Source organism: Pseudomonas sp. LBUM1640, from assembly GCF_059716225.1.
Window position 1 is genome coordinate 3756424 of sequence record NZ_CP166816.1, and the last position, 12678, is coordinate 3769101.

8 protein-coding genes are annotated in these 12678 nt (G+C 60.4%); 3 read left to right on the forward strand and 5 right to left on the reverse strand.

Annotation, left to right across the window (positions count from 1 at the left end):
- Positions 1 to 159: 159 nt before the first annotated feature.
- Complete coding sequence (locus ACA065_RS16755) at positions 160 to 2346, forward strand: GAF domain-containing protein (RefSeq protein ID WP_497690645.1); 2187 nt, start codon at positions 160 to 162, stop codon at positions 2344 to 2346.
- 4 nt (positions 2347 to 2350) lie between these two features.
- Here ACA065_RS16755 and ACA065_RS16760 read toward each other — a convergent pair whose 3' ends face one another.
- The 4 genes from ACA065_RS16760 to ACA065_RS16775 form a co-directional block, all read right to left on the reverse strand.
- Positions 2351 to 3517 carry a GGDEF domain-containing protein gene (locus tag ACA065_RS16760; protein WP_497690646.1) on the reverse strand — a complete coding sequence of 389 codons (1167 nt, stop codon included), beginning with the start codon at positions 3515 to 3517 and terminating at the stop codon, positions 2351 to 2353.
- Positions 3518 to 3568: 51 nt separating this feature from the next.
- Entirely contained in the window at positions 3569 to 5806 is a 2238-nt protein-coding gene (gene glgB / locus ACA065_RS16765) for a 1,4-alpha-glucan branching protein GlgB (protein ID WP_497690647.1), read from the reverse strand.
- The gene (gene treS / locus ACA065_RS16770) at positions 5803 to 9165 is read right to left on the reverse strand and encodes a maltose alpha-D-glucosyltransferase (RefSeq protein ID WP_497690648.1); all 3363 of its coding nucleotides are present in this window, start codon (positions 9163 to 9165) and stop codon (positions 5803 to 5805) included. The genes glgB and treS overlap by 4 nt, the downstream gene beginning before the upstream one ends.
- Positions 9166 to 9318: 153 nt before the next feature.
- The gene (locus ACA065_RS16775; protein WP_497690649.1) at positions 9319 to 11307 is read right to left on the reverse strand and encodes an alpha-1,4-glucan--maltose-1-phosphate maltosyltransferase; all 1989 of its coding nucleotides are present in this window, start codon (positions 11305 to 11307) and stop codon (positions 9319 to 9321) included.
- 204 nt (positions 11308 to 11511) lie between these two features.
- Here ACA065_RS16775 and ACA065_RS16780 point away from each other — a divergent pair, with 204 nt between their 5' ends.
- On the forward strand, positions 11512 to 11670 hold the full coding sequence (locus ACA065_RS16780; protein ID WP_497690650.1) for a hypothetical protein: 159 nt from the start codon (positions 11512 to 11514) through the stop codon (positions 11668 to 11670).
- Between the two features lie 19 nt (positions 11671 to 11689).
- On the opposite strand, the gene ACA065_RS16785 is transcribed toward ACA065_RS16780, so the two are convergent.
- Positions 11690 to 12193 (reverse strand): MgtC/SapB family protein, encoded by a 504-nt coding sequence (locus ACA065_RS16785; RefSeq protein ID WP_497690651.1) that lies wholly within the window; start codon positions 12191 to 12193, stop codon positions 11690 to 11692.
- Between the two features lie 122 nt (positions 12194 to 12315).
- On the opposite strand from ACA065_RS16785, the gene ACA065_RS16790 reads away from it, so the two are divergent.
- A complete protein-coding gene (locus ACA065_RS16790; protein ID WP_497690652.1) occupies positions 12316 to 12555 on the forward strand; it encodes a DUF3203 family protein in 240 nt (79 codons plus the stop codon).
- Positions 12556 to 12678: the final 123 nt, after the last annotated feature.

Consider the following 12678-nt stretch of genomic DNA (forward strand, 5'->3'; position numbering starts at 1 on the left):
CGTTTACGCCACCGCACTCATCCATTCATTTGGATAGAGCATCAAATTGCCATCTCATGGATAATTGCGCTGAACCGGCAGCGCTCATGCAGGTCTGTAGCTGGATGCGCTGATGTTTTCAGACGTTCCAGAGACCGCGGCAAACAAGGTGTTCACCCAATGATGAATTGGCTGCAAAGCAGCAGCGAGATGGCTGAGAGGGTTCGCCAGTACGATTGGGCTAATACACCATTGGGCCCGCTGGAGCAGTGGCCCGATGTACTCAAGACCACTGTGGCGTTGTGCTTTGCCTCAAGCTTCCCCCAAGCTATTGTTTGGGGGCCACACCTGATCACGCTCTACAACGATGCATTTATCCCTATTCTTGGCGATAAACCGTATTCATTGGGGCGGCCTTTCAGCGAGACCTGGCGTGAGGTCTGGGATGAAGTCAGTCCGATAGCTGACGCAGCCTTTCAAGGGCATGCGACCTACATCGAAAACTTTCCGCTGGTGATTGAGCGGGGTAACGGCCCCGAACCGGCCTACTTCACGTTTTGCTACAGCCCGGTGCGCGACCCTCAAGGCACGGTCGTCGGCATGCTCAATACCGTCACGGAGACCACCGCCACCGTGTTCCTCGCGCGCCGCCTGGCCGCGTTGGATGCCATCGGCAACGCCGTGGCCAACGCCACTGACGCCGAAGCCATCATGACCACCACCACGCGTCTGCTGGCCGAACACTTGTCGGTGTCCAATTGCGCCTACGCCGACATGGATGCCGATGAAGACGGCTTCACCATTCGCGGCAACTGGGCCGCGCCCGGCTCGCCCAGTATCGTTGGGCATTACAGCCTGGCATCGTTCGGCGACCGCGCGGTAAAAAAGTTGCACGCCGGTGAACCGTTGGTGGTTCGCGACAACCGTGAGGAATTCCCGCCCGAGGAGTCCGCCAGTTACCAGGCGTTGGGTGCCACGGCGACGGTGTGTTTCCCGCTGATAAAAGACGGCCGCCTGACCGCGCTGATGGCCGTGCACCACAAATCTGCGCGCGCCTGGTCGCCCTATGACCTGGCACTGGTGGGTGAAGTAACCGAGCGTTCCTGGGCCCATATCGAGCGCGTGCGCGCCGACGCCGCCGTACGCGAGGGCCTTGCCGCCATTACCGAACTGAACGCCACCCTGGAACAGCGGGTAGAAGAACGCACCACGGCATTGACCCAAGCCGAGGCCGCCCTGCACCAGTCGCAAAAACTCGAAGCCATTGGCCAACTGACCGGCGGCGTGGCCCATGACTTCAACAACCTGTTAACGATCATTCGCTCCTCGGTGGACTTCCTGCGCCAGCCGGGCTTGTCCGAAGAGCGGCGCCAACGCTACATGGGCGCCGTGTCGGACACCGTCGAACGCGCGAGCAAGCTCACCAGCCAGCTGCTCGCCTTCGCCCGTCGCCAACCGCTGAACCCGGAAGTCTTCGACGTGTGCCTGCGGGTCAGAAACATTGGCGAGATGCTCGAAAGCGTGACGGGCGCACGTATCCATGTGCAGATTGAACTGCCGCGCCGGCCTTGCCATGTGCGCGTCGACCCCAGCCAGTTCGAAACCGCGCTGATCAACATAGCGCTCAACGCCCGGGATGCCATGGAGGGCCGCGGCACCCTCACACTGCGCGTGACCCATATAGCGGCGCTGCCACGCATACGGGGCGACGCCGAAGTCCTCCAGCCGTGTGTGGCCATTGCGCTGGCCGATACCGGCAGCGGTATTGCCGGCGACACCGTCCAGCGCATTTTCGAGCCATTCTTTACCACCAAGGCGGTAGGCAAAGGCACCGGCCTTGGCTTGTCGCAGGTGTTCGGGTTTGCCAAACAGTCGGGGGGTAACGTCGATGTGGCCAGCCACCTTGGCCAGGGCAGCGTGTTTACCCTGTACCTGCCCGAAGCTGAGCCTGCGGCTGTGCCGCACAGCCTGGAGCAGGAAGAGCGCAGCCTGGCTCACGATACCTCGCTGTGCCACATCCTGATCGTCGAAGACAATCTGGAAGTCGGCCGTTTCGCCAATCAGATCTTGCAGGACCTGGGCTACCAAACCACCTGGGCCACCAATGCCGGACAGGCACTGGCGCTGGCCGGCCCGGAGGTGGGGGCATTTGACGTAATTTTCTCGGATGTGGTGATGCCCGGCATGACCGGCGTGGCGATGGCCAAGCTCATGCGCCAACGTCGGCCTAACCTGCCGGTGGTGTTGACCTCGGGCTACAGCGAAGAACTCGCTGACAGTGGCTACGAGGGGTTTGAGTTCCTGGCCAAGCCCTACTCCGCCGAGCAGGTGGCGCGAGCACTGGCCAAGTCGATGCTCAAGGATTGAGGCCTTATTCCGCCACCGCGACTTGATTGCGGCCCATGGCTTTGGCGCGATACAACGCCTTGTCGGCGGTGTTCATCAGGCTGTGCAGGTCTTGGTCGAGGCTGCGCGTGGTGGCCACGCCGAGGCTGGCGGTCAACCCCTGCACCGGCTCTGCGGCCATGCCCGAGATAGCCTTGACCAGTTGCTCGGCGATGCCCCGCGCGGTTTCCAGCGAGGTATTGGGCAATAACACCGCAAACTCCTCGCCGCCGAGCCGGCCATATACATCGGCTTGGCGAAACGATGCACTGATCACCCCGCCAATCTGACGCAACACCTGGTCACCGGCCTGATGGCCGTAGGTGTCGTTGATGTCCTTGAAGTGATCCATGTCCATCATCAGTGCGCACAGCGGCTGCTGGTTATGGCGACATTGCGCATACAACAGTTGCGCATGTTCGAAGAACGCGCGACGGTTCATCAGCCCGGTGAGTTCGTCGGTCTGCGCGGCGCGTGTGGAAATATTGTGGGCACGTTCCATTTGCCGAGTCAGGCGAAAGGCTTTTTCCAGGGCATCGGAAAATTTGCGTGTGGCGCTGACCACGAACGTCGAAAACACCAGCACCGCAACGGCCACCCCTACCTGCATCGGTGACGGCTGGAACAGCAGCCACAGCGTGCACGGCAACAGCACCAGGGCCATGGAGCCCATGGTCATGTAGCGATACGCCGAGTAACAGGACACCGCGCTGACCGACATGCCGACGGTAAACAGTATGACCAGCACCTGCGAGACACGATCGTCGGAAGGCATGACCGCTAAGGCGCCGAGCCCCCAGACACCCGCAGACAACATCAGCGTGACCCAATAGCGGCGCTCCCAACGGTCGGGTGTGCGCTCGTTGTCTGGGCAGCGAAACCACTCGGTAAACATTTTCACGCGCAGCAGAGACGTGACTGCCAGCACCACCAGCCAGACCAACATGACCTGGTGGTCAAAACGGTCCCAACACAGCCAGCAGAGCATGATAGCGCCCAGGTAACTGCCAAAAATAGCCGCGAACGATTGGCGAAACAGCTGGTGCAAACGGTCGGTTCGCACCTGCTCTTCGATAAAACCATCCTGGTCCTGCCCACGTCCTAGGCCATTCATGAAGTACGCCTGCTTCGACTGCCGCGACAAAGGCGCCATTGTGGCACCCTGCCAGTAGCGCGGACAACAGAATCCGGCATGCCAGAGCCGTTAAAGCGCTTCCGGCCGCAGAATCAACACACCCAAGGGCGGCAGATTCAATAACAGCGACACCGGCTGCCCATGGCGCGGCTCATCTTGAGTGAACACTTCCCCGCCATTGCCGAAGTTGGAACCGGCATACATGTCGGCATCACTGTTGATCACCTCACTCCAGCGCCCGGCAAACGGCACCCCAACCGCATACGCCTCACGCGGCACCGGGGTGAAGTTGGCGACGACCAGCACCGGTTTGCCGTCCTTGCTCCAGCGTAGCCAGGCGTAGACGCTGTTGATCGCATCATCGCCGATCAACCACTGGAAACCTTGCGGGGCGTCATCCTGTTCATGCAGGGCCGGTTCCTCTCGGTACAGGCGGTTCAAGTCACCGACCAGTTTCTGCACGCCCCGGTGCTCGGGGTATTGCAGCAAGTACCAGTCCAGCTGCTGGTCGTGGTTCCATTCGCGCCATTGGCCGAATTCACAGCCCATGAACAGCAGTTTCTTGCCGGGGTGCATCCACATGAAACTCAGATAAGCCCGCAGGTTAGCGAACTTCTGCCAGCGGTCGCCGGGCATCTTGTCGATCAGTGAGTGCTTGCCGTGCACCACTTCATCGTGGGAAATCGGCAAGATAAAGCGCTCGGACCAGGCATACACCAGGCCGAAGCTCAGTTCGTTGTGGTGATGGGCGCGGTACACCGGGTCTTGCTGGATGTAGTGCAGCGAGTCGTGCATCCAGCCCATGTTCCACTTGTAATTGAAGCCCAGGCCACCTTGCTGGGTGCTCTGGCTCACGCCCGGCCAGGCGGTGGACTCTTCGGCAATCACCAGGGCGCCCGGCGCTTCCAGTGCCACCACGTCGTTCAAATGGCGCAGAAAATCGATGGCCTCCAGGTTCTCGCGGCCACCATGACGGTTGGGCACCCACTCGCCGGCCTTGCGCGAATAGTCGCGGTACAACATCGAGGCCACGGCATCCACGCGCAAACCGTCGACATGGAAGTGTTTAAGCCAATGCAACGCCGAGGCCAGCATAAAGCCGTGCACTTCGGTACGGCCCAGGTTGTAGATCAGCGTGTCCCAATCCTGGTGGAAGCCTTCCAGCGGGTTGGCATATTCATACAGTGCCGTGCCGTCGAACTGGGCCAGGCCGTGGGTATCGGTGGGAAAATGCGCCGGCACCCAGTCGAGGATCACGCCGATATTGGCTTGGTGCAGGGCATTGACAAAAAAGCCGAAATCTTCGGGCGAGCCAAAGCGCGCACTCGGGGCGAATTGCGACAACGCCTGATAGCCCCAGGAACCGCCGAACGGGTGCTCCATGATCGGCATCAGTTCAATATGCGTGAAGCCCAGTTGCTGCACATACGGAATCAGCCGCTCGGCGAGTTCGCGCCAGCCGTACTGGCGTGAAACTTCGCCGGCCTCGTCCAATTCGCACTGCCAGGAACCGACGTGCAGTTCATAAATCGACAGCGGCGCCGTGGGTTTCTGCTTGTCGGCACGCGACGCCATCCACTCATGGTCTTGCCAGTCCACCTGCAACGGCGCGGCGACTTTTGAGGCGGTGTCGGGCGGTAGCTGGGTGGCCAAAGCCATCGGGTCAGCCTTGAGGGGCAGAATCCCGTTGGCCCCAAGAACTTCGTATTTGTACGCCGCGCCCGGTTGCAGGCGTGGGATAAAGATCTCCCACACGCCGGACGGGTGGCGCAGGCGCATCGGATGACGGCGACCGTCCCAGATATTAAAATCGCCGACCACCGACACCCGCCGAGCATTCGGCGCCCACACCGAGAAACGCACACCCTGCACACCGTCCACGCTGGTCACCTGGGCACCCAGGCAACTGCTCAGGTCACGGTGATTGCCTTCGGCAAACAGGTAGAGGTCCATTTCACCCAAGAGCAATTGGCTGAAACTGTAAGGGTCTTCGGTGATTTGCTCGCCGCCGGCCCATTGGATTTTCAGCAGGTAGCCTTGGCGAGTGGCGAAATGCCCGACAAACAAGCCTGGCACCTGGGTCGCGTCCAGGCTGCCGATCTGTTCACCGCTGTCGCGGGCCAATACTTGAACACTCAAGGCCTCTGGCAGGAACGCGCGGATAAACTGCCCGCCGTGTTCGTCATCATGTGGCCCCAGAATCGAGAAGGGGTCATGGTGCTCGGCGCGTACCAGTGCCTCGATATCTTTGGGCGCCGGCATTGCCGTCAACTTCGGTTGCAGCGGTTCTTTATTTGTAAAGCTCATGACGTCTCCCCACCGCGTGCAGTTTTCGATATAGGTGTAAGCCCGCTGAGCAGGCCGTGCAAACCTTGCAACGGCACCGGCAACCAGGTCGGGCGATTTTCCGCTTCGTAAGCCACTTCGTACGCGGCCTTCTCCAGGCTGAACAACGTCAGCGCGGCGGTCTGGCCTTTGGCATCCTGCCAGTCATGCGCCAGTGTAGTCGTAGCCTGATGATAAGCCTTGATAAACGCCTCACGCGCTTCACGCAGGTAACGGTCGGTCACGCGCTTGCGGGCAATGTCCGCTTCCGGCGAGTGATCCACCCCTTGCACATTGAGGGCCATGGCGGCGGCGTAATCAAACGAGCGCAGCACGCCGCTCACATCTTTATACGGGCTGTGTTTGCCGCGCCGTTCGTGCAGCGGCCGCGCCGGTTCGCCTTCAAAATCGATCAAGTAGGCATCCCCCTTGACCACCAGCACCTGGCCCAAGTGCAAGTCACCGTGGACACGAATTCGCAAGCCGCCTGCCGTGGCTTTCGCCAAGGCCTGGACGTGACTGCCGATGGCTTTTTTCTGCGCCAGCAAATCACTGACCAGCGCCTGATCGGCAGGGTTCAATTGGCTTTGATGAAGTTTGAGCAACTGCAGCGCGCGGTCGATCTGCGCGCCGACATCCTTGGCCCAGGCTTGAGTGTCCTTGACGCTGGTGGCTTCGGGCTTGAAGTCTTTATTGACGGTTTTGGCCGCCAGCACCACGTGCATTTCGCCCAGGCGCTGGCCGAGCAAACCGGCAAAATCTTCCAGTTCGCCCAAGGCGTTGTAGTGCTGTTCCTGTTCAGAGATGGCCTCGGCCAACTCATCGCGAATGGCACGCTCCAGGCTGTTTTGCGTCCAGGCCCAGGCATCGCCCTGATTGCTCAAGTAACCTTGCGCAATCATCAACAGGTTGTCCTGGCCCTGGGCATCGCGACGAATCATCGAGCCGAGCAATGGCGAAATGTTCGGGTAACCGGCCGCAGTCAGGTAGGCGCTCATTTCCAGCTCCGGGTGCACCCCGCTGCTGACTTTACGGATCAGCTTGAGCACCAGGCTTTCGCCCACCACCACCGAACTATTGGACTGCTCGGCCGACAGGTAGCGCACCTGTGACTCATCGTTCAAGTTCAAATTGGCCAGATGCGGCGTGGCCTCAAAACGCAATTCGCCTTCGCCGGTAGTCAGTACGGTGCCGGCTTGCAAGCCGTGGATCACCGCGCGGATAAAGTGCTCAAGGCTGAACGCATCGGTCACCAACCCGACCTGACGCGCCCGCCGTACACGTGCCAACGCCAGTTGCTGGGGCAAGGCGCTGGTGAACTGGTCTTCACCCAGGAAGCCGAACGGCAACTGATAACGGCTGACCTGGCCACCGCTGCTCACCTCGATTTCGCTCAGCAGTACCGGGTGTTGCGGGTCACCAAAACGCACGCCATAGGCAATGCGCACACTGTCGATGGCCACATCCTTGCCAGCGAACCAACGCCGTTTGGGCAGCCAGACCGGCAGTGAAGTCTGCTCCAGGGTGGTGCGGCACGGCTCTTCAAGCAACTCTTCCATGCGTTTTTTCAACACCAGCGTGGTGAAGTCCGGAATGCTCTGCGCGGGCTCCACATGCCAGCTCGGCATCTGGTTTTCCGCCGCCAGTACGAACCAATAGAAACCGTACGGTGCCAGGGTCAGCAGGAAATTCAGCTGGCCAATCGGCGGGAAGGCATTACCGCCCAACATCTCCACCGGCACCATGCCGGCGAACGCCGACAGGTCCAGCTCGGCCGCCTGGGCACTGCGCGACACGTTGGCCACGCACAGGATGATTTCAGTGCGCCCGTCTTCGCCGGTGAATTCACGGGTATAGGCCAGGATGCGGCGGTTGCTCGGCGAGAGCATTTTCAAGCTGCCGCGGCCAAAGGCCTTGGACTGCTTACGCACCGCCAGCATGCGCCGGGTCCAGTTCAGCAGGGAATGTGGGTCCTGGGCCTGGGTTTCGACGTTGACCGACTGGTAGCCGTAGAGCGGGTCCATGATCGGCGGCAGCACCAGGCTGGCCGGGTCGGCGCGGGAGAAGCCGCCGTTGCGGTCGATGGACCACTGCATCGGCGTGCGCACGCCATCGCGGTCGCCGAGGTAGATGTTGTCGCCCATGCCGATTTCATCGCCGTAGTACAACGTCGGCGTACCGGGCATCGACAACAACAGGCTGTTGAGCAATTCGACACGGCGACGATCACGTTCTACCAGCGGCGCCAGGCGCCGACGAATACCCAGGTTGATCCGCGCGCGGCGATCAGCGGCGTAGTAGTTCCACAGGTAGTCGCGCTCTTTGTCAGTGACCATTTCCAGGGTCAGTTCATCGTGGTTGCGCAGGAAGATCGCCCATTGGCAATTGGCGGGGATCTCCGGGGTCTGGCGCAAGATATCGGTGATGGGGAAGCGATCTTCCTGGGCCAACGCCATGTACATGCGTGGCATCAACGGGAAGTGAAAGGCCATATGGCATTCATCGCCGTCGTCGCCCTTTTTGTCGCCCTTCTTTGATAAACCAAAGTAGAGCTGCGTGTCTTCCGGCCACTGGTTAGCTTCGGCCAGCAGCATGCGGTCCGGGTAATGCGCGTCGATCTCGGCGCGGATTTGCTTGAGGACGTCGTGGGTTTCCGGCAGGTTTTCGTTATTGGTGCCGTCGCGTTCGATCAGGTAGGGAATGGCGTCCAGGCGCAGGCCATCGATGCCCATGTCCAGCCAATAACGCATCACCGACAGCACCGCTTTCATGACTTGCGGGTTGTCGAAGTTGAGGTCCGGTTGGTGGGAGTAGAAACGGTGCCAGAAGTACTGGCCGGCGACCGGGTCCCAGGTCCAGTTGGACTTCTCGGTGTCCAGGAAAATGATGCGGGTGCCGTCGTATTTTTGGTCGTCGTCGGACCACACGTAGAAGTCCCGCGCGGCCGAACCTGGCTTGGCCTTGCGTGCACGCTGGAACCACGCGTGCTGGTCAGAGGTGTGGTTGATCACCAATTCGGTAATCACCCGCAGCCCGCGTTTGTGCGCCTCGGCGATAAAGCGCTTGGCGTCGGCCATGGTCCCGTAGTCGCTGTGCACGCCACGGTATTCGGCGATGTCATAGCCATCATCGCGGCGTGGCGAAGGGTAGAACGGCAACAGCCAGATGGTGTTCACACCCAGGTCGGCGATGTAGTCGAGCTTGGCGATCAGCCCGGGGAAGTCGCCAATACCGTCGTTATTGGAGTCGAAATAGGATTTGACGTGAACCTGGTAGATCACCGCGTCTTTGTACCAGAGCGGGTCTTTGATAAAGGTGGCAGCCTTGGGTTTCTTCGCCATTGGAAACTCCTGAAATACTGAAAATCCGGAGACTGAACTCGGTCAATGTGGGAGCGGGCTTGCTCGCGAATGCGGTGGAACAGTGACACGTGTGTTGACTGACACACCGCATTCGCGAGCAAGCCCGCTCCCACATTTTGATCGTCGCCAGACTCAGGAGGCGGTGATTCGCCAGATTCCGAAGGGGGTGTGCGGCTCCAGCCGCGTCCACTGGGTCTTGCCGTACCAGGTCCAGCGATGGCCGCTCATCAAGTCTTCGCCCTGGGTTTGGGCGTCATCCGGCAAGCCCATTTCCCACAGCGGCAACTCGAAGTTCGCTTCCTGGGCATTGAACGGGTCGAGGTTGACCGCCACCAGGATGAAATTGCTGCCGTCTTCACTGCGCTTGCCGAAGTACAGGATGTTGTCGTTCCAGGCGTTGTAGAGCTTCAAGCCCAAGTGCGTCTGCAATGCAGGGTTCTGCCGGCGAATGCGGTTGAGCTGGGCGATTTCGGCAATGATATTGCCCGGCGCCGTGAAGTCGCGCGGGCGGATCTGGTACTTCTCCGAGTCCAGGTACTCTTCCTTGCCCGGCACTGGCGCCGCTTCGCACAACTCAAAGCCCGAATACATGCCCCACAGGCCCGAGCCCATGGTGGCCAGCGCGGCGCGGATCAAGAAGCCCGGGCGGCCGGACTCATGCAGGAAGCCTGGGTTGATATCCGGGGTATTGACGAAGAAGTTCGGCCGGTAGCACTCGCGCCACGGTGACTCGTTCAACTGCGCGAAGTATTCGCTCAGCTCGGCCTTGGTATTGCGCCAGGTGAAATAGGTGTAACTCTGCGAATAGCCGACCTTGCCCAGGCGCGCCATCATTGCCGGGGTGGTGAACGCTTCAGCCAGGAAGATCACCTCAGGGTGCTTCGAGCGCACATCACTGATCAGCCATTGCCAGAACGGCAGCGGTTTGGTGTGAGGGTTGTCCACGCGAAACGTCTTCACGCCCTCTTCCACCCAGCCCACCACAACGTCACGCAACTCGGTCCACAGGCCAGGGATCGAGTCGGCGGCATAGAAGTCGACGTTGACGATGTCCTGGTATTTCTTCGGCGGGTTTTCCGCGTATTTGATCGTGCCGTCCGGGCGCCAGTTGAACCAACCGGGGTGCTGTTTGAGCCACGGGTGGTCCTGGGAACACTGGATCGCGAAGTCCAGGGCGATTTCCAGGCCATGGTCGGCGGCGGCCTTGACCAGGCGGCGGAAGTCATCGCGGCTGCCCAGTTGCGGGTGGATGGCCTCGTGGCCGCCCTCCTCGCTGCCAATCGCGTACGGGCTGCCAGGGTCATCCGGGCCGGCCGTCAGGGAGTTGTTCTTGCCTTTGCGGTGGCTGCGGCCAATCGGGTGGATCGGCGGGAAATACAGCACGTCAAAACCCATGTCGTGGATCATCGACAGGCGTGAGTGAACATCGTTGAAGGTGCCATGGCGCGCGGGATCGTCGGTGATCGAGCGGGGAAACAGCTCATACCAGCTGGCAAACTGCGCAGCCTCGCGCTCCACATCAATCGGGTAGACGGGGCTGACGCTCAAGTAGGCGCGGTGATCGGCCTGGGTCATCAAGTGCGCACTGTCTTCGTGCAGGAACTGCGCGACCTGCTCGGTTTCCAGCAGCCCGGAGAGTTCGTGGTGCAACAACATCAAGCGGTCACGAAGCTCATTGTCACTGCGCTCGGCCGCCTGCAGCACCAGGCTGCGCCCTTCCTGCAACTCAAGGCTGACCGGCACGCCAGCTTCGTGCTTTTTACGCAATTCGTAGCAGAAGCTGGCAAACGTATCGATCCAGGCTTCAATGCAATATTCGTGGGGGCCTTGCTGAGCAACCGTAAAAGCGCCTTCCCAACCGTTATTGCCGACGTCGGCCATCACCACGCTGTGCCAGCTTTCGTCCTGCAGCGGGCGCCAGCGGATCAGCACGGCCAGCTTGTCGTGGCCGTCGGCGAACACCTTGCTGGTGACATTGACCCGTTGGCCAACCACCGCCTTTACGGCAAATTCGCCGCCATCGATCACCGGCGCAGTGCTTTCGATAGCGATCCTGGGCAATAGCAAAGCCTGGGACAGCGGCAATATGGAATCATCTGGAGCGAGTGTTTCAGCAGTCATCGAGCATCTTCCCCTTACGCCCTGTGGACGCTCTTTGCTTGATCCGAATTCTGAGGCGGCAGCGCTCTCCCTGAGCAGGGCCGTAATAGGTCCGAGCCTGCCGTGGGTGCAAAAGTTCAGGTGGATATACCGCCATTGAGCGGGGAATCAAATCTGCCCGGCGGTTGTCCACCGGTAGAGCAAAGCACAAAGGAGGCCACACCCATGAATATCCCGATCCCGGCTGAAACACCTGATCCGAATATCGACGAACCGACATTGCCGCCGACCCACCCTGAACCGATTCCGGAGCGCGAGCCCCCTGAGGACGAGCAGCCACCGGTGCAGGAGCCGCCGACAACCATGCCGCCGGTAATCGTTTGAATCACCCGCCCGTCGGACCTCAACGCTGATCATTGCGACTTTCGAAAAGCTTGACGATACGGGGCATAACGCTGAATACCGCTAACGCCAACAAGGTACTGAGCACCGCTGTCGATTCCCGGCCCATGCCGGCAGCAACCCCAATTGCAGCCGTCATCCACAGGCCGGCAGCGGTGGTCAGGCCCTTTACGTGGCCCTCTTCATCATCCTTGCCTTTGATAATCGTCCCGGCACCGAGAAAGCCGATGCCCGCAATGACGCCCTGCACCACGCGGCTCATGGCATCCGCCTGGTTGCCGGACATCTGTGGCACCAGCACAAACAGGGCCGCTCCCAATGCCACCAACATGTGGGTGCGTACACCCGCCGCCTTGCCTTTGTGCTCGCGCTCAAACCCGAGAATACCGCCCAGGATCGCGGCGATCAGCAAGCGCACGGTGATCTGGGTGAGTTGCTTGGCATCGCCGATGTCAGCGAATTCGGCTTGCAGGGTTTGCCACACTTCACTCCACCAGGCGTCCATGGAAAGCAGTCCTTTGTGATTGTTAGTAAGAGATGGACAGCGGCGACCGCCAGTCAGTTGCCTGGAACCGTTGACTCGGCCCCGAACCCTAACGTTCACCAGCTTAGGGAAAGGAAATCACCATGCCAGTACGTATCAAAAACCAGACGTGCTATTTCAAGGTCGACGAAAACGGCCAGGAGCGCAGCCTGTCCGCCCCCGATGTGACAGTCAGTACCGACAGTCTCAAAGCCATGTCTTTTGTAATAGTGGATAACGACAGGATCTACATCACCGAAGCCGAGGCCGACGCCTTGACCGTCGCCGGTGCCGTGGACGGGCGCAATCACCTGAAGGCGACCGACAGTGATTCGGTGATTTGATTGATCTGTATCAACACACGCTCGATACCGCTGCACTCCAGGCGCCGTGGGGTGCAGCATATCGTCGCAGGCCTGCTCAAAATGCCTATCTGATCCGCTTTTTATCTACGTAGCTGAGTCTGT